The 23,039-nt window shown below is 64.5% G+C and carries 26 protein-coding genes; 10 read left to right on the top strand and 16 right to left on the bottom strand.

Translation table 11 applies throughout. From position 1 onward, the window contains the following. Nucleotides 1-32: 32 nt before the first annotated feature. From N4J17_RS08690 to N4J17_RS08680, 3 genes are read right to left on the bottom strand one after another with little or no spacing between them, the layout of a single operon-like run. Entirely contained in the window at nt 33-350 is a 318-nt protein-coding gene (locus N4J17_RS08690; protein ID WP_198323771.1) for a DMT family transporter, read from the bottom strand. A gap of 4 nt (nt 351-354) precedes the next feature. Continuing rightward, complete coding sequence (locus N4J17_RS08685; RefSeq protein ID WP_198323772.1) at nt 355-819, bottom strand: HMA2 domain-containing protein; 465 nt, start codon at nt 817-819, stop codon at nt 355-357. 22 nt (nt 820-841) lie between these two features. Continuing rightward, a complete protein-coding gene (locus N4J17_RS08680; RefSeq protein ID WP_198323773.1) occupies nt 842-1,360 on the bottom strand; it encodes a WbuC family cupin fold metalloprotein in 519 nt (172 codons plus the stop codon). A 128-nt stretch (nt 1,361-1,488) separates the two neighbouring features. Here N4J17_RS08680 and N4J17_RS08675 point away from each other — a divergent pair, with 128 nt between their 5' ends. From N4J17_RS08675 to gpmI, 3 genes are read left to right on the top strand one after another with little or no spacing between them, the layout of a single operon-like run. Continuing rightward, on the top strand, nt 1,489-2,952 hold the full coding sequence (locus N4J17_RS08675; RefSeq protein ID WP_198323774.1) for a TldD/PmbA family protein: 1,464 nt from the start codon (nt 1,489-1,491) through the stop codon (nt 2,950-2,952). After that, a complete protein-coding gene (locus N4J17_RS08670) occupies nt 2,949-4,313 on the top strand; it encodes a metallopeptidase TldD-related protein (RefSeq protein ID WP_198323775.1) in 1,365 nt (454 codons plus the stop codon). The genes N4J17_RS08675 and N4J17_RS08670 overlap by 4 nt, the downstream gene beginning before the upstream one ends. Nucleotides 4,314-4,340: 27 nt before the next feature. Further along, complete coding sequence (gpmI, locus tag N4J17_RS08665) at nt 4,341-5,981, top strand: 2,3-bisphosphoglycerate-independent phosphoglycerate mutase (protein ID WP_198323776.1); 1,641 nt, start codon at nt 4,341-4,343, stop codon at nt 5,979-5,981. Nucleotides 5,982-6,054: 73 nt separating this feature from the next. Here the strand turns inward: gpmI and N4J17_RS08660 are convergent, their stop codons facing one another. Next, nucleotides 6,055-6,960, bottom strand: coding sequence for a class II glutamine amidotransferase (locus N4J17_RS08660; RefSeq protein WP_232470647.1), 906 nt, complete (start codon nt 6,958-6,960; stop codon nt 6,055-6,057). Nucleotides 6,961-7,129: 169 nt separating this feature from the next. Then, a complete protein-coding gene (locus N4J17_RS08655) occupies nt 7,130-8,089 on the bottom strand; it encodes an IS5 family transposase (protein ID WP_198323777.1) in 960 nt (319 codons plus the stop codon). A gap of 103 nt (nt 8,090-8,192) precedes the next feature. Between N4J17_RS08655 and N4J17_RS08650 the strand changes: the two genes are divergently transcribed. After that, nucleotides 8,193-8,687, top strand: a complete 495-nt coding sequence (locus tag N4J17_RS08650; protein ID WP_198323778.1) for a hemerythrin domain-containing protein — start codon at nt 8,193-8,195, stop codon at nt 8,685-8,687. A gap of 19 nt (nt 8,688-8,706) precedes the next feature. Then, entirely contained in the window at nt 8,707-10,239 is a 1,533-nt protein-coding gene (locus tag N4J17_RS08645; protein ID WP_232470648.1) for a hypothetical protein, read from the top strand. Between the two features lie 19 nt (nt 10,240-10,258). Here N4J17_RS08645 and N4J17_RS08640 read toward each other — a convergent pair whose 3' ends face one another. Beyond that, on the bottom strand, nt 10,259-10,825 hold the full coding sequence (locus N4J17_RS08640; protein ID WP_198323779.1) for a YqiA/YcfP family alpha/beta fold hydrolase: 567 nt from the start codon (nt 10,823-10,825) through the stop codon (nt 10,259-10,261). A 185-nt stretch (nt 10,826-11,010) separates the two neighbouring features. Between N4J17_RS08640 and N4J17_RS08635 the strand changes: the two genes are divergently transcribed. From N4J17_RS08635 to cobD, 5 genes are all read left to right on the top strand, one after another. Further along, on the top strand, nt 11,011-11,370 hold the full coding sequence (locus N4J17_RS08635) for a hypothetical protein (RefSeq protein ID WP_198323780.1): 360 nt from the start codon (nt 11,011-11,013) through the stop codon (nt 11,368-11,370). Beyond that, nucleotides 11,360-11,881 (top strand): hypothetical protein, encoded by a 522-nt coding sequence (locus N4J17_RS08630; RefSeq protein WP_198323781.1) that lies wholly within the window; start codon nt 11,360-11,362, stop codon nt 11,879-11,881. Before N4J17_RS08635 ends, N4J17_RS08630 begins: the two co-directional genes overlap by 11 nt. A 167-nt stretch (nt 11,882-12,048) precedes the next feature. Then, nucleotides 12,049-12,360 (top strand): hypothetical protein, encoded by a 312-nt coding sequence (locus N4J17_RS08625; RefSeq protein WP_198323782.1) that lies wholly within the window; start codon nt 12,049-12,051, stop codon nt 12,358-12,360. Nucleotides 12,361-12,517: 157 nt separating this feature from the next. Then, nucleotides 12,518-13,459, top strand: a complete 942-nt coding sequence (gene cbiB / locus N4J17_RS08620; RefSeq protein WP_198323783.1) for an adenosylcobinamide-phosphate synthase CbiB — start codon at nt 12,518-12,520, stop codon at nt 13,457-13,459. Next, complete coding sequence (gene cobD, locus N4J17_RS08615; protein ID WP_198323784.1) at nt 13,452-14,438, top strand: threonine-phosphate decarboxylase CobD; 987 nt, start codon at nt 13,452-13,454, stop codon at nt 14,436-14,438. Before cbiB ends, cobD begins: the two co-directional genes overlap by 8 nt. 9 nt (nt 14,439-14,447) lie before the next feature. Here the strand turns inward: cobD and bluB are convergent, their stop codons facing one another. Genes bluB through N4J17_RS08565 form a run of 10 tightly spaced genes read right to left on the bottom strand, consistent with a single transcriptional unit; the run spans nt 14,448 to nt 23,039 of the window. Beyond that, nucleotides 14,448-15,113, bottom strand: a complete 666-nt coding sequence (bluB, locus tag N4J17_RS08610; RefSeq protein ID WP_198323785.1) for a 5,6-dimethylbenzimidazole synthase — start codon at nt 15,111-15,113, stop codon at nt 14,448-14,450. Further along, a complete protein-coding gene (locus N4J17_RS08605) occupies nt 15,110-16,396 on the bottom strand; it encodes a cobyrinate a,c-diamide synthase (protein ID WP_198323786.1) in 1,287 nt (428 codons plus the stop codon). Before N4J17_RS08605 ends, bluB begins: the two co-directional genes overlap by 4 nt. Next, the gene (gene cobO / locus N4J17_RS08600; RefSeq protein WP_232470661.1) at nt 16,393-16,962 is read right to left on the bottom strand and encodes a cob(I)yrinic acid a,c-diamide adenosyltransferase; all 570 of its coding nucleotides are present in this window, start codon (nt 16,960-16,962) and stop codon (nt 16,393-16,395) included. The genes N4J17_RS08605 and cobO overlap by 4 nt, the downstream gene beginning before the upstream one ends. 19 nt (nt 16,963-16,981) lie before the next feature. Beyond that, the gene (locus N4J17_RS08595; protein ID WP_198323788.1) at nt 16,982-17,338 is read right to left on the bottom strand and encodes a (2Fe-2S) ferredoxin domain-containing protein; all 357 of its coding nucleotides are present in this window, start codon (nt 17,336-17,338) and stop codon (nt 16,982-16,984) included. Next, the gene (cobJ, locus tag N4J17_RS08590; RefSeq protein ID WP_198323789.1) at nt 17,331-18,710 is read right to left on the bottom strand and encodes a precorrin-3B C(17)-methyltransferase; all 1,380 of its coding nucleotides are present in this window, start codon (nt 18,708-18,710) and stop codon (nt 17,331-17,333) included. Before cobJ ends, N4J17_RS08595 begins: the two co-directional genes overlap by 8 nt. Further along, nucleotides 18,703-19,104, bottom strand: a complete 402-nt coding sequence (locus N4J17_RS08585) for a cobalamin biosynthesis protein (RefSeq protein ID WP_198323790.1) — start codon at nt 19,102-19,104, stop codon at nt 18,703-18,705. Before N4J17_RS08585 ends, cobJ begins: the two co-directional genes overlap by 8 nt. After that, nucleotides 19,101-19,832, bottom strand: a complete 732-nt coding sequence (locus N4J17_RS08580; protein ID WP_198323791.1) for a cobalamin biosynthesis central domain-containing protein — start codon at nt 19,830-19,832, stop codon at nt 19,101-19,103. Before N4J17_RS08580 ends, N4J17_RS08585 begins: the two co-directional genes overlap by 4 nt. Before the next feature lie 52 nt (nt 19,833-19,884). Next, nucleotides 19,885-20,661, bottom strand: a complete 777-nt coding sequence (gene cobI / locus N4J17_RS08575; RefSeq protein ID WP_198323792.1) for a precorrin-2 C(20)-methyltransferase — start codon at nt 20,659-20,661, stop codon at nt 19,885-19,887. After that, nucleotides 20,654-21,937, bottom strand: coding sequence for a precorrin-6y C5,15-methyltransferase (decarboxylating) subunit CbiE (gene cbiE, locus N4J17_RS08570; RefSeq protein WP_198323793.1), 1,284 nt, complete (start codon nt 21,935-21,937; stop codon nt 20,654-20,656). Before cbiE ends, cobI begins: the two co-directional genes overlap by 8 nt. Continuing rightward, the gene (locus N4J17_RS08565) at nt 21,930-23,039 is read right to left on the bottom strand and encodes a cobalt-precorrin-5B (C(1))-methyltransferase (RefSeq protein WP_198323794.1); all 1,110 of its coding nucleotides are present in this window, start codon (nt 23,037-23,039) and stop codon (nt 21,930-21,932) included. The genes cbiE and N4J17_RS08565 overlap by 8 nt, the downstream gene beginning before the upstream one ends.

Below are 23,039 nucleotides of genomic sequence, written 5' to 3'. Positions count from 1 at the left end.
CGTCGGGTTGAAAAAAAAACCGGTAACTGCAGTCAATGCGCCAGCTTGAGGGTCACCACGCCGGCAACGATCAGTGCCGCTCCGAGGTAACGTCCTAAACTGGCCGCATCACCGAAAAACCAAACGCCAACGAAAAAGGTACCGGCAGCGCCGATACCGGTCCATACGGCGTAAGCCGTTCCCATGGGTATCTCTCGTTGCGCCAACCATAGGAAAAAACCACTCAGGGTCATGCACAGCACGGCCAGCACCAGGCCCGTCAGTCGCCCGCCTTCGGTCTGCGACAGTTTGAAACCCAACGGCCAGCCGATTTCCAGGCATCCCGCCAGGATCAGATAAGCCCAGCTCATGCGCTCAGCGGCTCAGCTGCCAGACCAGCACACCCAGTGCGATACCGGCTCCCAGCAGCCGGAGCACATCGCCCGCGACGCCGCTTTCGGCCGCCGGCGCCTGTCCACCCCCCCATAACGAACGGACCGCATCGGCAGGCGAAAGCCCCACCAGCGCGAACAATCCTTCCACGTCGCCCGCCTCGATGTCGACCGCGATGAGCGCCAAAGCCGCCGCCAGTTCCGCAAAAAACGTGAGCGATTCCAGAGCTTTCGAATGGTAATGCAAAGTGATGCTGCCGGTCGCCGGGTTGACCTCGGCATGATGGATTCCCGCCACTTGGGCAAGACGGGCCGTGAGCTGCTCCGCCTCCTGCGGCCGCCCCTTCAAGCGTTCCGACTTCAACCGGATGCGGCCGGGCACGGCATGCGTCACATGTAGGCCATGCCGGGGAGGTTCGTGAGGAATTCGGGACTGCCCCTTTGTCATGACAACCTCGTGTCCCAATGAATCATGGCTGGAAACCGCCGGAGGCGATCCAGTCACCCGGCTGCGCCGATTCCAGTCGGCACAGCATTGCGGGCGCCTCGGCGCTTCCCTCCGCCGGCGCCCAGCCGGCAAAATCCTTGTCGGTGACCGGTGAATAGGGTCCCGGCTTGACCTCGAACATCACGGTGCCAGACGCCCGGCTGACCACCGTGTGCCAGACCCCCGCCGGAATTTCGACGGCGCAGTCACCGCCGTCCGCCCGCAGATCGATCCTTTCGGCGACGCGGCCATGGTCGTCCAAATGCAATACCGAGAACGCGCCCCGCACCACAACCATCAGCTCCCAGCCGTCGGGACGGGAATGGCGGTGCGGTCGCGCATAGGTACCGGGCTCCATGGCATTGAACAGGCGCTGGACAGGATCGTCCAACACCGGATGAACATTGAGATTCTTGCGCAAACGGGACGAGCGCGCGGCTTCTTCGCTCAGCCCGGCCAGCATTCCGGCGGTGAAAAGCTTCAGATCGGCAAGCGGCGACATCGATGAACCCTGAGTGTCCTATCCGGACTCCAGCGTATCCCGGCCGTGTGAATCGCGCAATCCTGCCGTCCCGAAACTGATAGAATCCGCCGCAAGTCCCACGGACCGACGCACCCCCTGCGGCCGTCATGAACGCTCCCCACGCCACTCCAGCCGAATTCGATGCGGTATCGGCGCTCTTTGCCCTGGCCGGCGCAGCCGACTGGATCGGTTTGCGCTTCGTCGAAGAAGTCAGCCAGCACCGTGGCGTCCGCAACGGCCGGCCGGAGCGGAACCAGGTGCATATCAGCCGGGGCGCAATGGTCGAAACCGTGGTGGACGGCAATCTGGCCTATGCGGCGACCCCCGACCTCTCGCCTGCCGGCCTGCGCAATGCAGCAGACCGCGCCACCCGGCTGGCGCGCGCGGGTGCCCGCCATGCCATGGCGATGTTTTCCCCCGCGCTGCGTCCGGCCGGGTACGGCACGGTCACCGGCCCCTGCGAACAGCGCTTCGACTCGCTCTCCCTGGAAGAACTGACGGCTAGGCTGATCGCCGCCTGCGCCCATCTGCGGGTGTCCGGCGACATCGTCGAGACAGCAGCGGAAATCACCCTGACCGAGCATTCCAGCCGCTACGTCACCTCGAGTGGCGCCGACGTCGCTCAGCGCTTCCATCTGGTCAGCCAGAACTTCCAGGCGACGGCTCAGGAGGGGCCGGAAATCCAGCGGCGCTCGCTGAACGGCCCGGTGGCCCGCTGCCTCCAGGGCGGGCTCGAAGTGTTGGACTTCGACCGCATCTACCGGGAATGCGAACGGGCCGGTCGGGAGGCGCTGGAACTGCTGGCAGCGGAGGACTGTCCGAGCGAGACGTGCGATCTGCTGCTGGCACCGGATCAGATGCTGCTGCAGATCCATGAAACGGTCGGCCATCCCTTGGAGCTGGACCGCATCCTCGGCGACGAACGCAACTACGCGGGCTGGAGTTTCGTCAAACCGGAAGATTTCGGCCGGTTGCAGTACGGCTCGTCCCTGATGAACGTCAGCTTCGATCCCACCTTCCCCGGGGAATTCGCATCGTATGGCTTCGACGACGGCGGCAGCCGTGCCCACCGCGAATACCTGATCCGGGGCGGCCTACTGCTGCGCGGGCTCGGCGGCCTGGAAAGCCAGGCGCGGCTCGCCCTTCCCGGAGTCGCCAATTTCCGCTCGGCGGGTTGGAACCGGGCGCCGATCGACCGGATCGCCAACCTCAACCTCGAACCCGGTGACAGTACTCTGGACGACATGATCGCCTCGGTCGAGCGCGGCATTTACATGAGCGCCAACCGCTCCTGGTCGATCGACGACTACCGGCGAAAATTCCAGTTCGGTTGCGAATACGCGCGTCTGATCGAGGACGGGCGGCTGACCGACGTGGTCCGGAATCCCAACTACCGGGGCGTGAGCCTTCCTTTCTGGCATTCGCTGAAAAAGGTGGGGAACCCCGACACCTTCGGCATTTTCGGCACGCCGTTCTGCGGCAAGGGCGAACCCAACCAGATGATCCGGGTAGGCCACGCTTCGCCACATTGCCTGTTTTCCGGCGTAGAAATCTTCGGGGGTGGCCGGTGAGCTTCGCGCGGGAAGCCCATCGCCTCCTGGAGCGGTTGAGTGAAGACGCCTTCGCCGCCCTGCGTCCAGAAGAAACGGTCAGCTTGAGCCTGTCGGGAGAAGATCAGACTTATGTCCGCTTCAATGGGGGCAAAGTCAGGCAGGCGACCAGCGTAACCCAGTTGCGGCTGGGGCTGGATTTTCGGGCTCAGGAGCGCCAGGTGAAATTCATGACGGATCTGTCCGGCCGGGTGGAGGAGGATCGCCACGTCATCCAGGTGCATCTCGCGCGGGCCCGTTCGGAAGCCGCAGCCCTGCCGCCTGATCCTTTCGCCGCACCGCTGGAAAGTCACAGTCAGAGTGAGGAGTGGCACGAGGCCGCCCCGCCCGACCCAGCGGAAGTCATCGAACAGGTTACCGTCGCGACCGCCGGCACAGATTTCGCCGGGCTGTTCGCCGCCGGCCCGCAGATTCGTGCGGTACGGAATTCGACGGGGCAAAACCACTGGTTTGCGACTTCCGGCTTTTTCCTCGACTATTCGCTGTTCACTGTGAATTCTGCGGGCGAAAACAAGGCCGTCAAAGGCTTGCTGAGTGGCACGGGCTGGCGTGCCACCGAACTTGCCCTTGCGATTGAAGCGGAGCGCCACCGGCTCGATCAATTGCGTAGGCCTTCCAGGACGCTGGCGCCGGGCGAATATCGCGCCTACCTCGCCCCTGCCGCCGTGGCCCGTATCGTCGAGCTGCTGTCCTGGGGCGCGCTCAGCTACGGCGCGTGGAAGAAGGGCGGATCGGCCTTGCGGCGCTGGATCGAGGGGGAAGTGCCCTTGTCCGAGCGGTTCAGCCTAAGGGAAAACTTCGCGCTCGGACTCGGCCCGCGGTTCAATAGCCTCGGCGAGCTGGCTCCCTTGCAACTGCCCATAGCCGAACGCGGCGCGCCGAAAAATCTCTTGACCGGGGCACGCTCGGCCCGGGAATACGGCGTGGTCTCCAACGGCGCCGAATCCGGTCTGTGGTCGGAAGAGCAGCTGCGCTCGCCGGAAATACTGCCCGGCGATCTGCCCGAACGGGATGCACTCAAACGCCTGGATTCGGGCCTTTACATTGGTAACCTGCACTACCTCAATTGGAGCGACCTCAAGAGCGCCCGGGTGACCGGCATGACCCGCTACGCCTGTTTCCTCATCGAGCGCGGCCAGATCGTCGCGCCCATCCAGGACCTGCGTTTCGACGACAGCCTTTACCGCATCTTCGGCACCGAACTCGAGGCACTGAGCGAGGAAACCCGGCTGTTCCCAACCACCGAAACCTATGAACAGCGCTCGCTGGGCGGCTCCAGGGTGCCCGGTATCCTCCTGACCCGCTTCCGGCTGACCCTCTAACCCCACCCGTTTCCGATGACCCATCCCATGTTGAAAAAGCACCCCACCTTTCCCGGCATTTCCGGCCCGGTCGTCACCGTCGTCATGGACGGCTTCGGCTACAGTCCCCAAACCGCGGGCAATGCCATCGCCCAGGCCTACACCCCGACCCTAGACCGGCTGCTGACAACCTGCCCGCATACCTTCCTCAAGGCGCACGGCAAAGCCGTCGGCATGCCCAGCGACGACGACATGGGCAATTCCGAGGTCGGCCATAATGCGCTCGGTTCAGGCCAGGTCTACCATCAGGGCGCCGCCCTGGTCGCTGAAGCGATTGCCTCCGGTGCGCTGTTCCAAGGCACGGCATGGCGGGAAATCATGGACAATGCAAAGAAACATGGATCGACCCTGCATTTCATCGGCCTGTTCTCCGACGGCAACGTCCATTCCCACATCGATCACCTCAAGGCAATGATCGTCCGGGCCAAAACCGAAGGACAACGGCGGGTACGCATCCATATCCTGCTGGATGGCCGGGACGTACCCGAAACCTCGGCGCTGGACTATGTCGGACCGTTCGAAGCCTTCCTCGCGGAACTCCGGGACGAAGCCTTCGACGCCCGCATTGCCAGTGGCGGCGGACGCATGAACATCACCATGGACCGCTACGAGGCCGACTGGGGCATGGTCGAACGCGGCTGGCGCACCCATGTGCTGGGCGAGGCGCGGCAGTTCGAATCGGCGACCCAGGCCATCCAGACCCTGCGTGCGGAGCATCCCGGCATCATCGACCAGGACCTGCCGCCCTTCGTCATCACCCACGACGGCGAACCCGTGGGTCAGATATTCGACAAAGACAGTGTGATCTTCTTCAACTTCCGCGGCGACCGGGCGATCGAAATCAGCCGCGCCTTCGAGGAAGAGGAATTCGCGCCATTCGACCGTGTGCGCCATCCCGACGTGATCTATGCCGGCATGCTCCAGTACGACGGTGACCTGGGCATCCCCAGGCGCTATCTAGTGTCCCCCCCCGCCATCCGTGGCACGATCGGCGAATACCTGGCAGCGGAAGGCATCACCCAGCTCGCTATCTCCGAAACCCAGAAGTACGGCCATGTCACCTATTTCTGGAACGGCAATCGCAGCGGCAAATTCGATGAGTCGCTGGAGACTTACGTCGAAATTCCTTCCGACAGAGTGCCGTTCGAACAGCGCCCATGGATGAAATCGGCCGAAATCACCGACGAACTGATCCGTCAGCTCAAGACCGGCCGGCACCGCACCGCGCGCGTCAATTACGCCAATGGCGACATGGTGGGGCACACCGGCAACTATCAGGCGACGATCATCGCTGTCGAAGCCGTGGATCTGGCACTGGCCCGGCTGCTGCCCGTGATCGATGCCCTCGGCGGCGTGGCCCTGATCACCGCCGATCACGGCAATGCCGACGAAATGTATGAGCTGGACAAGAAAACCGGCGAACCCCAGAGAACCCCGAAAGGCCTCCCCAAGGCCAAGACTTCGCACACGCTCAACCCGGTACCCTTTATTTATTACGACAGCCGAAACCGTGCGGTCATTCAAAATTCGGGAGAAGCCGGCTTGAGCGCCGTGGCAGCCACCACAGTGAACCTGCTGGGATACGAGGCGCCGGACCTGTGGGACCGGGGACTTCTGGTGTTTCGATGAAATACTTGGGCGGTCAGAGCGAAAACGACCACGCGCCAGGTCTGTTTTGTCCGCCGGTCAAACGCCAAGGAGGCTATGGGGGGCTTTTTCCCCAAGTCACTGCGCTCCCGGATTCTGGGCAGGGATGGCTTACCGGCACGGTTCGTTCAGAGGTTCCCGAGTACGCCGCGGTGAGGTCCTCAACATGCACCCGCATATCCGGAGTGATCTCATACACAGAACCCTCGGGCATCTCCCTCCACATCTCATGCGAAAGTGGCTCGGACGCCACGACCACAGCAAAGTACGGATTCCCCGGCGTGTGGTCGATGTGGGGAAAACCGCAGATTTCGCAATCGAGCAACCCCTCGCGTTCGACGTAATAGAGCGTCCGGCCCAGACGGGTGCCGACGAACCGGTCTTCGTCGGTGAGCATGACATTGAGCCCGAGTCCGCGCTGGGAGGGGAACTCCTGACACCACGCTATGATCCGCCGGGCACCTTCGCGCACGATGTCGAGCAGCGGGCGGGCCGGTGCTGCTTCGTGCATGCTAAGGAGGAGATGAAAGATATGCTCGCTGTCGGTGGCGCCACGGATCGCCGCCCGGTGCTCCGCAGTCATCGCTTCGAGCATGGGGTTTCTGATCTGGGAAAACCGGGGGAGGGTCCCGTTGTGCGCGAAGGTCCAGCGGCCGTGTGTGAAAGGATGGGTGTTCTCGAGCAGCGGCCGGCCGACGGTGGCGTGGCGCACATGGGCGATGACGGTCGCTGCCCGGACACTCGCCGCGGTGCGTCGGAACTGCTCACTGTGGTAGGCCGCCCAGGCTTGCCTTTCTACGTGCGGCAGGTGGTCCTGGTACATGGCCACCCCCCAGCCGTGGCCATGCCGCAGCCCATCGCGGTCGCGCCGGCTCTGGACCATCAGGGCGTTCTGGGCATGCACCAGTGCACACTCGACCTTGGTCGGTTCGGTGGCGCGGAATCCGTAGAGCCTACACATATGCGGTTTGCCTAGGGAAGCGCTGAACAAATCGTAACCGAAGCCATTCCTCCCTTACCCAACCGTCGTTTTTTTAAAAATCACTCGTATTGGCGGGGCAAGTAACCCCCATGCCCCCCGATTTTTTGGCCGTCTACCGTGTTTGGGCGCACGGTAGACGGATTTCGGCCTAGGCCGCCATCCATGGGCGGCGCAGCAGATACAAATTGGCTAAACCCACCCGCCAATTGACTTGAGCGGTGCTCTTCTCCAGGCCCCGGTAAGGGGTCTTGCGGAAATCGAATTGGCATTTGATGATGCGGAAACTGCGCTCGACCCGGGCTCTGACCGACGCGTATTGGCGGTTGCGCTGGCGCGGGCGGCTCGACAGGTTTTTGCCAGGCTTGCGCTTGTCGTGGACGCCCCAGCGAAGCCCCGGATGCCGTGAGCCTTTTTTGTACTCGTCGCTGGTGTAGCCGGCATCGGCGAAGATCACTTGATCATCCTCGCGCAGCCGCTTGGGCAATTCCACGATGTCGGCGGTATGGGCCGCCGTGACCGTCACGCTGTGCACCGCACCCGAAGGGACGTCGGCGCCGACGGGGATTTTCATGCCGAAATACCACTGATGGCCTTGCTTGGTCGGGTGCATGTCGGGGTCGCGTGCTTGATCCCGATTCTTGGGCGAGCTGGGCGCGTGGCTAATCGTGGCATCGACCCTGGTGCCTTTGGAGACCAACAAACCTTGATCCTTCAGATGGTCGTTGACCGTCGCCAGCAGCATTTCGGTCAGCTGGTGCTTTTCCAGCCAATGACGAAAGTTGAGAAGGGGGGCGTCCGCCAGCGCTTCGGTGACACGGCCGAAGCCGGCAAAGCGGCGAATGCTGTCGATTTCATACAGCGCGTCTTCCATTGGCCGATCTGAAGAGCTGAACCATTGCTGCATGCAATGGATGCGCAACATGCGATGCAATGGCATCGGTTGCCGGCCTCGGCGACCGCTTTGCGGATAATGTGGCTCCAGCTTGGCCAGCCATAACGCCCACGGCACCACGCGCTCCATTTCCGCCAGAAACTTCTCCCGCCGGGTTTGGCGTTTTTTGCTGGCGTATTCGAGTTCGGCAAAACCGGTTGGGGTCGGTGTGTGCATCGGCTGTTCCAGGCAGCGATAAGATAGGCTCTATTATCTCATCCCTCGGCCGGGGATTTGATCAGCGATTCCTTAGCTGGAAACGGATAGTAGACTAAATCGTATGGAAAACCGTCAGTCACCTCCAGAGCATAATTTATTCGAGGCGTTCCGCGAGGACCATACCGTGCTCGGACGGGGCTTTCACGAGCTTTCGCAGTGCCTGCGGGGCAACGATGCCGCCGGCGCGCGCAAAGCCGCCGAACGGATCGACACGGCGGCCGGCGCGCACATCGCGTTCGAGGAAAAGCACTTTTATCCCACCCTGGCACGAATGCTGGGCGCGCCGGAGGTACGTCGCCTTTACGCAGAGCACGGTAAGGGGCTCGCGGCGGTCAGGGCCCTGCTGGAGCGCGACCCGAGGGCGCTGCTGCCGGAAAACGAGCGTCGCAGACTGTTGGAACTGTCCCAGTCCATGGAGACCCATATCGCTGAGTGCGGGGAGATGTTCCAGGCGCTGGGGCGGCTATCCGATGCGGAACGGGCAGCGCTGTACCGGCAGTTAACGATCTGGCGCGAAAAGCATCCGCGCTGGACCGCCCTCCCCGCGTCCGGCTGAAACCGGGCCGTAGCCCCCGATGGTCGCGACGACGAAGCGCCCCTCCCCCGCTTCGACGCGGCCGTCCCTGCCGGTCGTGGAATTTCCCGGCATCGGTCTCGATGCCGCCCAGAGCAAGCGCATTGCAGCCATTGCCAGGCGTATGCTCGCCGACGAGCCGACACTGACCTCGACCCGGATGTTCGGAGACAAGGTCTCGGCCGGCGTCGATGAGGCTCCCGCGCTGTTTTTCGAAGACCACACCGAGATCGCCCTGTATGCCCAGCCCGCAGCAGATCTGGCACTGCAGTACCGGATATTGATGCTGGCGGGGGACGAGGACATGGTCCTCATCAGCGGACGTCGCAGCGAGCACTTCGAGAGGTATTGCCGTAACACGCTGGGCCTGGGCAACGTGACCGTGCTCGGCGTTCCCTCTTCCTCGGCCCGAAGCCATCCTACCCTTCCTGAGCGCTGCGCCGCCACTCCGGACGCGCAGGAACCCATCATCGAGGTGGCGCGAAAACACTGCCGGCTGAATCTGATCCCTTACATCGGCACACGGCACGCATGGCGGTTCGCGGGCCTGATCGCCGAGCGGACGGGAGCACGGATCAAGGTCGCCGCGCCGCCGCCACAGCTCACCCAGCGAGTCAATGACAAGCTCTGGTTTGCGCGATGCGTCAAGGAACTGCTCGGGCCCAAGGCGCTGCCGCCGAGCTACTGCACCTTCGGACCGGTCGGTCTTGCCGGACGGCTGGCGGCGCTCGCGCGGCGCTTCGAGCGGATCGTGATCAAGATACCGGACAGCGCCGGCGGTGCCGGTAATCTGATTTTCCCTTCGGACCTGATCCGGCGGCTGCCGCCTGAAGCGCTGAGTCGCCGGGTGTTGCGCCTTTTGGCCCGGCGTGGCTGGAACGGTGGCTTTCCGCTGCTGGTCGGTGCCTGGGATTGCAAGGTTCTCGCCAGCCCTTCCGTCCAGATATGGATTCCCTCCCGCGACGATTCGCGCCCCGTGGTCGAAGGGGTCTTCGACCAGTCCCTAGGCGACGAGGAAGGAACTTTCGTCGGCGCCATGCCGAGCGAACTGCCCGAGTCCCTGCGCAGCCGCTTAGCCGGCGAGGCGCTGCAGCTCGCGTGCCTGTTCCAGCAGATGGGCTACTTCGGGCGGTGCAGCTTCGATGCGGTCATCGCCGGCAACGATGGGGCCACGGACCAACCGCACTGGATCGAATGCAACGGGCGCTGGGGCGGAACGTCGATCCCCATGACGCTCGCCAACCGCCTGCTCGGCGACTGGAAGCGGCGGGCACTGCTGATCGTCCAACGCACCGGCTTGAGCCCCCCCTGCGACCTGGCGACGGCGCTCGGTCGCTTAGGACCACTCGCCTTTCGCGACCGCAGTGAGGAGGGTATCGTCATCCTCACCCCGGGCGGGCTGGAGACGGGACGCGGCATGCACTTCATGTCGCTCGCCGGCAGCCAGGAGGCGGCGCACAGGCAAGCCCGTACCGCCGAAGCACTGCTGCGTGGCGAACCCACGGACGGACGAGCGGATTCCAACGCCCGCTAGGGGCCTACCAAGGCGATGGTCAGGGCGTCAGCGAGACATCGATGATCGCATCCAGATAATCGGCAAAATGGCGGAAACTGTGATCGCCGCCCTCGATGACGGTCTGGCGGGCACCTGCATATTTTTCGACGGCTTCGCGGTAATCGAGCACTTCGTCGCCGGTTTCCACCAACAACCAGAAGCGCTCGGGCCGGCTGAGCCGCGGCACCTCGAGCTGCGCCAGCTCGGCCAGATGCCGTTCGGTGAACTCGAAAGGCTCGCCGGTGTAGAGATTCCGCTGCGGCCCCACCGCCGGAGCCAGATTTTGATAAGCGAAAGCGGCAGGATTGATCAAAACCGCACGCAGATCGTGCTTCTCGGCCAAATAGGTGGCGTAGTAGCCGCCCAGGGAACTTCCCACGAGAGCGGGACGCGTCCGGCATTTCGCCAGGACACCCTCTACCAATTCGATAGCCTGGCGCGGGCTAGGTGGAAGCTGCTCGCACCAGAACCGGTCCGCCAGAGCGCGCTCGGCCAGGCGCTGTCCGAGGAGACGCGCCTTCTCCGATCGGGGCGACGAACAAAAACCGTGCAGATAGATGATCATGGCTTACATCAGGGTGATAGGCAGAAAAAGAGTTCGGATTCCACAGGCGTACAATCCGGACCACCATATCCGATTCTACAGGAGGCCGTTTTCGTGCTGCGATTCCTGAATTTCCTGTTCGGTCAGCCGGCAGAGGGCGACGACAGCCCCGACCGGACGCTGATCGAGGCTGCCTCGAACGGGCCGTGGACGGCACCGACCGCCGCCTGCGGGCCCTGGTCGACGCCATGTCGACACCGACGGAGATCAGCGCATACAGTTTCGGCGCCGATCCGCGCATCCGGGCCTTCTTCAGCTCGGTCGAACACATCCACGACGTGCAGGGCAAACTCAAGGACGTCCGCGAGTACCTACGGCATCGCGAGGAGATGCCGGCCGAGACGATCTTCGGACTGCTGCTGATGCGGAAGGAAGAACGCACGGTGCTGGGCATGGAACTGGAGGGTGATGCCGTGCACAAGGATGTAGTCCAGCTGCAGTCAGCTTCTCCCATCACCGCTACATCGTCCCGGCTTCCTCCGAAAAGAGAACCCGGTGGGAACTGAAAAAGCGCGCCTTCGACTTCCTGATCGAACGGGCACTGGAACGGCTTGCCCAGGAAACCCGGAAAAGAGTGGAATTGGAACACTACGCTGCCCGCTGCGGCACAGGCTCGATGCTCTGCGGGCGGGCGGCTGGAGCCTCGGCTCCGCCCTGGCCGACGACGGGCACAACGGAGCGGGCATCGAGGCGGCGGAAGCCGAGATCGAGTCGATCGACGCCGAGCTGGGGCAGTTCGGGACGAATGCTCTCAACCTCGACCAAAGCCTCGACTGCATCACAGAGGTTCTGGGCCAATCCAAGAAATGGCTCGATACCCGGCCGGTCGCCCCGCGGCTGGATTACCGCGGAATCAAGCTCGCGGATTTTGGCCCAGCGGCGGCCGGCGAACTCCAACTCACGGAGCTGTTCTCCGCGACCGGATCGCGGAGAATCATCCTGGCCGGACGCATCCCCAAAGGGAAAATTCCCGACCGGCCCAATGTGGTGAAAGAGCTCTCGCGCTACCTGGGATGACGCCGGTTTCCATGTTTTCCCTGAACCAGGATTCGGCGGGTCGGAGATTCGCCTTGCCTCGGGCGCGCGCCCGCCGGAAAATCCGAGCGCACCGAAGCGCCCGAATCCTGCCGCCCGAGGGACCCGCGGCGATCCAGGCTTCCATTCTCTAATTCAGAAGGGAGGCCATGACCGAAGTATCCAAAGACACCGGCATCGCGATGGCACTGTTGGAACGGCTGGGGACGCAGAGGCTTCCGAGGGCTTTCGCACTGAAGGAAAAAGTCGACCGGGGTGAATGGCTGGATGACGGCGATTTGGCGTTCCTCCACGAAGTGTTCGAAACCGCGGAACGAATCAAGCCGACGGCCGACCGGCATCCGGAGTACCAGGATAGCTATGCCAGCGCTCTACAGCTGTACAAGGAAATCACGAAAAAAAAAGCTCTCGCTAACAAAAAAGCGGGCCTTCAACCGACTGCCACAGGGGGACGCCGGTAAGGAAACGCATATCCTGGCGGCCCCGGAACGCGTGGGAGACACCGCTGAATCAAACTGCCCGCCATTTCCATGGCCCCAATCCTCTTCCAGAGGGAAGACGAACAAGGCACACCTTCTCCATAATTCCAACCCGACCGCTCCACCTGAACGATGAACCATGGAATCCAGCACGGAAAAAGCTATTGCGTTGTTTCTCATGCCCGTGGCCGTCGTCATCGACCACTTCCTGGGCGAACCACGCAAATTTCATCCTCTCGTCGGCTTTGGCCGCCTGGCCAACCGGATGGAAACGGTCACCTATGGGCCGCCTGGGTGTTCGGCCAAGGCGCGGCGGATACGCGGAATCGCAGCCGTGACCGGTCTGCTGTTACCCGCTTGGCTGATATCGCTCCCCCTGGCGGGCCATGGCGCAATCGGAGCTGCCATCGCCGGCGCCGGCCTTTACCTGGCATTGGGCGCCCGAAGCCTTTTCGAACATGCCGAGGCCGTTCGCAATGCCCTGCTGAATGACGACCTGACAAACGCGCGACGGGCGGTTGGGCGTATCGTCAGCCGCGACGTTCTGACCATGGACGCAAGACAGATTGCTGCCGCCACCGTCGAATCGGTGCTCGAGAACGGTTGCGATGCGGTGTTCGGTGCGCTGTTCTGGTATGCAGCCGGAGGGCTGCCCGGCGTGGTCGTCTACCGCTTGGCCAACACCCTGGACGCCATGTGGGGATACCGCAACGAACGCTACCGGGATTTCGGCTGGGCGGCGGCCAGGCTGGATGACGTGCTCAATTATCTTCCGGCCCGGCTCACGGCCATGAGCTATGCGCTGTGCGGCCACCTGCCCACGGCTTTGCGAGCCTGGCGTCATCAGGGCCGGTACTGGAAAAGCCCCAACGCCGGCCCGGTCATGGCAGCCGGGGCCGGAGCGCTGGGCATCGCGCTCGGCGGCCCGGCCAGCTACCACGGCAGCCTGACACACCGGCCCGCGCTGGGTTACGGGCGACCCGCCGAAATGCGCGACATCGGGCGCGCTATCTCCCTCGTCCGGCGTTCCTTGACGCTTTGGCTCTGGACCGCCGTCATCGGAGGCGTCGCCCTTGCTTGAACACGGCGGACGTTTGCGGCAAGCGGCCCGCGCCACGGGCACCCGCCCGGAAGACTGGCTGGACTTGTCCACCGGCATCAGCCCCCGTCCGTGGCCATTTCCTGAAATCCCGTCGGACTGCTGGACCCGGCTGCCGGAAGATGAGGACGGACTGGTTGAAACGGCAACAGCTCATTTTGGCGCCCCGGCCCTGCTGCCGGTGGCCGGCACGCAAGCCGCGATTCAGCTCCTGCCCCGGCTTCGGCCACCGAGCCGCGTGGCCGTGCTGAGTCCGGCCTATGCCGAGCACGCGCATGGCTGGCGGCAGTACGGACACGAGGTCCACGAAGTGGGGCTCGGCACCGTGGAGCAACAGATCAAGCGGTTCGACGTGGTGGTGGTGGTCAATCCCAACAACCCGACCGGAGAGTACCGTGACATCGAGCGTTTGAAAGGATGGCACGCCGCGCTGCAGAAAGGAGGCGGTTGGCTGGTGGTGGACGAAGCCTTCATGGACCCCACACCGGAGGGAAGTCTGGCCGCTGAAACCAAGCACGATGGGCTGATCGTGCTGCGGTCTTTCGGTAAGTTTTTCGGTTGTCCCGGCGCCCGTCTCGGGTTCGTCGCCGCCCGCCCCTCCTTGCTCGAAGCCTTGCGCGATATCGCCGGCCCGTGGGCAGTGTCAGGACCGGCGCGCTGGCTCGGACAGCGGGCCCTGGCCGATTCCGCCTGGCAGGCCGAGGCCCGCCGGAAGCTAGTCCGCGACAGCCAGAGGCTGGCGGCGCTCCTGACCCGCTACGGCCTGGCGCCGGCCGGGGGCACTCCGCTGTTCCAATGGGTGCGGACCGATGATGCCCGCCGGCTCGACGCGCACATCAGGCACCACCTCATTCTGCCACGTCGGTTCGAGCATCCGCCCGGCCTACGGTTCGGCCTGCCGGCGACGGAAAGCGGCTGGTCGCGCCTCGATCATACGCTGTCGGCATGGCGCGCCGCCTAGCGGCGAGTGCTACCCCTCGACTCCGAACGCCCGCCGGTTCCAGCGGTTTTCGAAGACCATGTCCTCAAGGTCGCGGCGCTGTTCCCAACCCGCCGATTCCAGCAAGGGGCGGGGGTAGAAGGACTCGACATGTCCCAGGCAAAGCAGCGCCACCGGTTTGCCGCCCGGTGGAATTTCCAACATCCTGGCCAGCGCCACCGGATCGAAGAAGGACACCCAGCCCATGCCCAGTCCCTCCGCTCGGGCCGCCAGCCAGATGTTCTGGATGGCACAGGCGAGCGAGGCCAAGTCCATCTCGGGGAGGGTACGGCGCCCGAAGACCTGCCGCTCACGGCCGTCGGTGAGCACCGCTGCCAGCAGCTCGGCGCATTCGCGGATCCCTTCGATCTTGAGTCTGCTGAATTCGTCCTTCCTCTCACCCAGGGCTTCGGCGGTGCGCAGACGTTCAGCCTCGACCAGGACGTGAATGCGCTCGCGCAAGCTGCGCTCGGTGATACGGATGAAGCGCCAGGGCTGCGTGAATCCCACGCTGGGCGCGTGATGGGCGGCCCACAGCAGACGCCGAAGGACCGCCGGATCGACCGGATCGGGCCGGAAATGGCGCATGTCGCGCCGTTCGCGAATCACCCGGTAGATGGCTTCGATTTCTTCCGCTGTGAAATCGCGCGGATTCATGGCCGCAGCAGCTCCGCCGCCGCCTCGGGGCAGGAGGGTAGATACCAGTGCAGAAAAGACGCGGTGAGCCGGCCCTCCTGGTAGACCGCTTCGCCCGCGCCTCCCTGGCGCCGTTCCGCCACGAGCCGCGGGGACAGTGGCGTTTCCAGGCGCGAATAATGGAAGGTGTGAGCGCGCAGCGTTCCGGACCGGAAAGAGGCCAACTGTAATCCCAAGCCCGTCAGCCGCGTTTGCATCCGCCCCCGTCCGGGCAGCAAGCCGCACATCGCCCCGGCCGTCCCGTCATGGGCCACCAGCTCCTCCAGCAGGTACAAGAGACCGCCGCATTCGGCGAGCAGCGGTTTACCAGCGGCGACATGCGCCTGCAGCGACGCCTTCATCCCGCGATTGCCGGCCAAGGTTGCCAAATGCAGTTCGGGATAGCCGCCGGGGAGATAGAGGCTGTCCACCTGGGGCAAGCTCCGGTCCCGCAGCGGCGAGAAAAAAATCAGCTTCGCGCCCATGGCGCTGAGCAAGTCGAGGTTGGCCGGATAGAGGAAAGAGAAGGCTTCGTCCCGCGCGATGCCGAGGCGTACGCCTTGCAACAGGCGTGGCGGAGCGACGGCGGGCTCGGGTGCGAACGGGAGGCTATCCGGCAGATCCGCAAGATCGATCCCGCAGATGGCATCGGCCAGCGTGTCCAGCCGCCGGTCCAGATCGTCGAGTTCAAAGGATTGGACCAACCCCAGATGCCGGTCGGGAAAGCCGGCATCGGGCTGACGGAAGAAGGCCCCGCGGAATGGAATGGCCCTGGGCATGCTGGCGCGCAGCCGGTCGGCATGGCTGGACGAGGCCACCCGATTGGCGACGACGCCGGCGAAGGGGAGGTCCGGCCGGTAAGTCGCCAGCCCGTGCGCGACCGCCCCGAAGGTTTCCGCCATCCCAAAGGCATCGATCACCGCCAGTACCGGTATACCGAAGGTTTGCGCCAGGTCCGCCGCCGAGGGCGTGCCATCGAACAGGCCCATGACGCCCTCGATGAGGATCAAGTCGGCGGCCTGCGCGGCTTCAAACAGCAGCCGGCGGCATTGCGCCTCCCCGACCAGCCAGAGATCAAGCTGATAGACCGGCTGACCGCTGGCCGCAGCAAGCAGCATCGGGTCGAGAAAATCGGGGCCAACCTTGAACACCCGCACCCGCCGTCCCTGGCGGACGTGGCGGCGCGCCAGCGCCGCCGTCAGCGTGGTCTTGCCCTGGCCCGAAGCGGATCCGGCGACCAGGAGGGCGGGACAAGTCGTGTTCAAAACTCGATCCCCTTTTGTGCCCGGATGCCCTGGGCAAAAGCATGCTTGACGTGGGTGACTTCGCTGACGGTATCGGCCACCTCGATCAATTCGGGCCTGGCGCCCCGACCGGTGACGATCACGTGCTGACCCGCGACGCGCCGGCTCAAATCGGCCAATACCTGCTCCAGAGGCAGATAGCCATGTTTGAGCACGATGTTCAGCTCATCCAGCACGACCAGCCCCAGTTCCGGCTTTTGCAGCATGGCCCGGGCGGTTTCCCAGGCCCTTTCGGCAGCCCGCATGTCGCGCTGCCGGTCCTGGGTGACCCACGTAAAGCCTTCGCCCATGACCCGGTAATCGACCTCGTCGGGAAACCGGCGGAAAAACGCCTCCTCACCCGTAGAAAACGCACCCTTGACGAACTGCACCACGCCCACTTTCATGCCGTGGCCCAGGGCCCGCGCGACCATGCCGAACGCCGAGCTGGTTTTGCCCTTGCCGATGCCGGTCAGCACCAGCAATAGACCTTTGTCCTGAGTGGCGCGGGCGACCTTCGCCGCGATGAGTTCCCGCTTCCGCGCCATACGGGCACGGTGACGTTCCTCAGATGGCGCCACAGCTCGGTCCCTGGTGATAGATCAGTTCGGCCACCGGCGTGCCGCCGACCAGATGCTCGCGGATGATGCGGTCCAGGTTGGCCTCGGTGACATGGTAGTACCAGACGCCATCCGGCTGGACGCAGACGAGGGGACCGGATTTGCAGGTGGCGAAGCAGGAAACGCGGGTGCGCTTGACGCGCAGTTCGCCCTGATCGATGCCGGCGGCCTTGAACTTCCCTCCCAGGCTGTCGAATAAAGCCTGCGACTCGCCGTTTGCGGTACAGCGCGGGCCCGTGCAGACCAGGAGGTGGCGCTTGTAAGCGCCCATTTTGGGCTTGTTCGGGTCTTGAATATCAGTCATCGGTTTCGGTCTCCGGCTCGGGTGCTTCGTCTACTGGGACGAAAGGCTGCCCGTATAGTTCACGGGACTGGTGGAAATGGCTCAGGGCGACGGCGTCGAAGTTCCCGTCCGCTTGGATCAGCAGCAAGGAGAAGACCGTGTCCCCGCCTTCGTCCAGGAAATAAACCCCATGCTGGCGGTGTTCCCGACTGTAGAACCAGAGGCCCCTGACCCGGGACAGGTCCGCGTGCAGATGGAAGTGCGGGTTGACCAGGTTGAGCCAATCGCCGCGGCGGCTGAAATCCTGGGCATCGCACAGCAGCTCGGCCACCCCGCCGCCCTCGCTGCGCACCACGGCACGCAGCCGGCCCCAATGGCGCGCGCCGTCCAGAACGGCATCGAGGTCCTGCTGCGCCACGGCCGTCGCCCGGTGAGTTCCGGCTTCGTCATCCGGCTGAGCGGCACCGACGGCGGCGAGGATTTCGCCCAGAGGCGCGTCGAAATGGCGAGCCGCCTCGCGCAGGGAGCGTTCCGGATCATCGCGCAGCCAGCGGCGTACGCCGCCGTGCCAGCCGGCCAACCCCATGCCGAGGGAATGTCCGGCCCGCTCGCCGTCCTTGGCGGGACCGGTGAGGGCGTCGTATTTGTTGGCATAGCCCCGGGGGGTGATCATCAGCCCCTCGCGCACGACGGTGCTACGGTTGCCGATCAGCACCGTGCATAACATGCCGATGTCGCAGTCGGTCATGGCGCTGAGCGTGGTCATCTGGATGTTCTGCCGGCGGCGGTAGGCGGATTTGACGATGGCCACCGGCGTATCCTTGCGCCGGTGTCGCAACAGAATGCGCTGCGCTTCGACGATCTGGCGGGTGCGGCGGCCGCTTTTGGGGTTGTACAAGGCCACCACGAAATCGCCCCGCGCCGCCGCTTCCAGGCGGCGGGCGATCACCGGCCAGGGCGTGAGCAGATCGGACAGCGAGATGGCGCAAAAATCGTGGGTGAGCGGCGCGCCCACCAGCGCCGCGCAGGCATTGAGGGCCGTGGCACCGGGAATCACTTCCACCGCGATGCCGCCGGCGGGGGTCCAGCCGGCTTGCAGCAGCACCTCGAAGGTGGGGCCGGCCATGCCGTAAATACCGATGTCACCCGATGAAATCAGGGCCACGGTCTTGCCCTCCCGGGCATGTTCGTAGGCTTCCACGCAGCGGTCGATTTCCTCGGTCATCCCCTTGCGGACCACCTCCTTGCCATCCAGAAGCTCCTGCACCAGTTTGATATAAGTGGAATAGCCGATCACCACGTCCGCCTCGGCGATGGCTTCGCGCGCCCGGTAGGTCATGTGCTCGGGGGCGCCGGGACCGAAGCCTACCAGTAGGATTTTGCCTTTATTCATCGTTCAGCCTTGCGATTGAAACCGTGGCGTTCTTGCCGTCCGCGCCCCGGTATTTGTGTTTTTCCAGCAGCAAATCGCCGATTCCACCCCGGGCGGCGAGCAGGGCCGCGGCTTCGGCCACCGCCGGCGTGCCCATGTGGCGGCGCACCACTTCCGACGGATTGGGCACCGGCACGCGCGCCAGTTCATCCGCAGGATAAAAGTGCATTGGCCAACCGTGGCGGGCCGCCAGTTCCAGGATCGCGACTTCGTCGTTCTTCCTGTCGATGGTGGCTAGCCCCGCCACCGCCTCGCGATTCAGCCCGGCCAGCGCCAGCGCCTCGGCCACGGCCGTTTGCAGCGTCTCGAACGCCGTGCCGCGGTCGCAACCCAACCCCAGAATGACCCACGTCATGGCGATTCCGGCGGGCGGTAGACCACCAGCCGTTCTTCCAGCTTCGTCCAGAGTTCAGGCGCGATCGCGCGGTGCGTCACCCAAAGCACGGCCCGGTAGCGGTCCAGGTCGACGTCCTCGAAGCGCTCGAAGCAGTGGATGTTGGCGGGCAGCGGCGTAGAGCGGGTCCACCAGTTGCGCGCACCCGCCTCCTGCACGAAGGCGATGGGCTCCTCGTTCACCACATGGGCCGATACCCTCGTGATGTTGAGCTTCGGCGCTTCCACCTGCCAGCCCAGTTCCCGTCCCAGGATATCCACCGGAAGGGTTTTGCCGACATCGGACGCCGTCGTCAGCACGGCCGTGGCGCCGAGCAGCGCGGCCAGGTGCTCGGCATAGGCATTGGCGCCGCCCACATGGCCGGACAGAACCGGTATGACGAACCGGGCATGATCGTCCACCACCAGCACGCCGGGGTCTTCGTCTTTGGATTTGAGATGGGGCGCGATCAGACGCACCACCGCGCCCAGGGACACGAAAAACACCAGTTGATCGTAGCCGGCGAACAGGTCGCCGATGTGGGTGCTTAAAGCGCCGGTCAGTACCCGCACGGTGTTGAACAGCGGCGGCAGATCGGCGAATTTTTCCGTGACCACCACCTCGGCTTCCGGCAACTTTTCTGCCAGTTGCAGGAGCTTGCGGACACCATGCTTGGTGATACCCACCAGGGCTATGCGGGGTGTCGTCATGTTTCTTCTTCTGATCGGATCGGTTCTTCCGGGGAAGGTCGAAAGGACGAATTCATCCGCCCTCGCTCGTTTTGCGGCAGCCGCGCCGCATGTCGCCGCGCGGCCTCTGGGGATTTTTCACCAACAACAGCGACAGATAATTCACCTTCTCGCCATGCAGCCGGGCCACGTCATGCTCGACCCGTTCGGCGGGTGTGCCGGCTTTCTCGATGAAAGCCGCATGCGGCAGCAGGCCGCGCCGTTCCAGCACCCCCAGAATATCATCCAACAGCGGCTTGACCTTCAGCAGCACCAGGGTGTCGAAGTCGTCCAGCAGCCGCTCGATCAGCCCGATGCCGTAGCCGGCTGGAATGATCGCCACGGTCTCGTCCGTGTCGGCCAGCGGCATGTCCAGCCTGGCGGCAGCGGCATTGAAGGAGGACACTCCGGCGACGGACTGGATGTCGATATCGGACCCCAGCGCCCTGACCGTTCGGGCCAGATGGATGAAGGTGGAATAAGTGGACACATCCCCTTCGGCCAGGAACAGTACGTCCTGTCCGTCCCGCAAGCGCGCCAGGACGGTTTCGGCCGCGCGCAGCCAGTAGCCGGCCAGTATCGCGGTATCATGGGTCATGGGAAAGACCAGGGGTGTGTGTTCGGCCGGAAGCGCGAGCCCTGCGTCCAGGGCTATTTGCAGGGCGTGGCTGGCGGCGCCCTTTTTGCGCACCGGATAGCTCCAGTGGGCGTCGGTCCGTTGCAGCAGTTCGAAAGCACGGCGGGTGATCAGACCGGGGTCGCCGGGGCCGAGCGATACGCCAAAGAGGCGTCCTTGCTTGATTTCAGGCATTGTGCTCTCGCTTTGCACAAACGATCCAGACCGGGTTTTCCGCCTGTAGGCGGTGCATGTCGAGAATGGGACGGCTGCGTGCCGCCTGCAGTTGGGTGACATCCCAGCGGGCCCCGGACGCCTTCAAGATATCCACGGCCGTCGCCAGGTTTTCCAGCGTGGCGAAGTTCATCACCAAGCAGCCGTCCGTCCGCAGCCGTTGCAGGCAGAACCGGATCAGCTCGGGCAATTCGCCACCGGAGCCGCCGATGAAGATGCTGTCGGGATCGGGCCAGCGGTCCAGCTCCTGCGGAGCCTTAGCCTGGACCAGGGTGTAATTAGTGACCTGAAGGCTGGCGCGGTTGCTCAGAGCGATGGCGAAATCCTCGGCGTTTTTCTCGATGGCGTAAACATGACCCTGAGGACACAGGCGCGCCGCTTCCAGACCGACCGCGCCGGAGCCGGCGCCGATGTCCCAGACGATGCTGTCCGGACGCAGCGCCAGACGGGCCAGGGATACGGCACGCACCTCACGCTTGGTGATGAGGCCCTTGTCCGGGGCGCGTTGCCGGAAGCGCGCATCGGGGAGCCCGAACAACGCCTCCCGAGCGCCATCGCGGCGGCGCAGCAGCACCACGTTGGGGTCGGCGAAGCGCCGTTCAGCGGCCTCGACGATGCCCACCCATCCGTGAATCCGCTCATCTCTCAGCAACAACCGCTCCGCCACGGCCATCTCGAATACCTCGACCAGCCCTTCGGCCTGCAACATACGGGCGATGCGATCCGGGCCGTTTTCCGGGCTGGTGAACACACCCATGAGATTAGCCAGCCGCAGCTTGCGCAGCAACCCGTACAGCCCATGCTCGGGTCCGGCGCCCGGGGTCCACTCGCCGGCATCGCGGCTGTGCACCGAACCGATCACCATGTCTTGCCAGGACAGCCCCAAGCGGGCACAGGCGAGCTGGATGGTGGAGACGTTGGGAATGATCTCCAGCGCTTCGCGGCCGAGCCGGTCGCCCAGATAGGCGGCGATGCCATGGCACAGCGGATCGCCAGTGGCCAGCACCGCCACCCGCCGTCCGGCCTGGCGGGCCGCCGTGATCCACTCCGGCACTTGCGCCAGACATCCCTCCAGGGGGCGGCATTCACTGCCCTCTGCCAGATGGGCTTGGAACAGAGCAAGGGTGCGCCTGGCGCCGATCACCAGATCGGCGCCGCGAAGGTGCGCCAACGCCTGCGGCGTCAGGCCGTCGATGCCGTTGTCCAGCACGCCGATGATACGACAGGGTTCACTCATGCCGGGTTTCTTCTCCGACTTCCGCGAGTTTGTTGGCTTCGAAATCGCACAGCAAAATCCGCAAGGTGAATTGATCGGGATAGCGCTGGCGCAGGGTCCGGATCACCCGACGCCCCAAGGCCTCATAAAAGGCGGTGGTGAGGCCCAGTGCTTCCATGCGTTCGCTGGCATAGCGGGCCATGGTGGAACGGCGGATGTCGGCGCAGACGTCGGCGGGCGCGCCGATATCGGCGGCGATATCCGCCAAAAGCTCGGTATCCACGGCGTTGCGATTGGCGTGGGTGATGGTTTCGCCCTGGGCGATTTTGGTCAGCTTGCCCACCATGCCGCCGATCACCACATGGCGCAGGCCACAGCGCACGACGGTGTCGAGGGCATATTTGAGGAAGTCCCCCATCTGCACGAAGCAGGCCGGCGGCAGGTGCGGCAGTTCGTTCATCACGAAGCGCTCGGTGCGGCCACCGGTGGTGAGCACGACGGTGTTCTGGCCCTGGTGGGCGGCGACCTCGATGGCCTGAACGACGCTGGCCCGGAAGGCGGCGGTGGAGTAGGGGTGGACGATCCCGGTGGTGCCGAGGATGGAGATGCCGCCGACGATGCCGAGGCGATAGTTCAGCGTGCGCTTCGCGAGCTCCTCGCCACCGGGCACGGAGATGATGACTTCCAATCCGGCCCGCTCCAGCAAATCCCCCGCGGCCTCGCGCACATTGGCTTCGATGTTGCGGCGCGGCACCGGATTGATGGCCGGGCCGCCGACCTCGAGCCCCAGACCTTGTTGGGTAACCGTGCCCACGCCTGCGCCCCCTTTCAGGATCACGGCGCCCGCCGCCTCCGGCCGCACCACCACATCCGCCGTGAGCCTCGCCTTGTCCGTGACGTCGGGGTCGTCTCCGGCGTCTTTGATCACCACGGCATGCGCCATTGCGCCTTCGCAGCGGCCATCGGTGACCGCAAACACAACGCGCTGACCATTGGGCAGTTCACACTCCACCTGCTCCGGCACGGTCCCGTGGATCAACCCCAAGGTCGCCGCCCTCGCCGCGGCGGCAGCGCAGGCGCCGGTAGTGAAACCCGTGCGGGTGCCCTTGGGTTTCTTTTCCAT

It is taken from the genome of Methylococcus capsulatus (assembly GCF_036864975.1).
Taxonomy (GTDB): domain Bacteria; phylum Pseudomonadota; class Gammaproteobacteria; order Methylococcales; family Methylococcaceae; genus Methylococcus.
The sequence above is the reverse complement of the archived record's forward strand: the minus strand, read 5'-3'. Positions and strand labels throughout refer to the sequence as shown.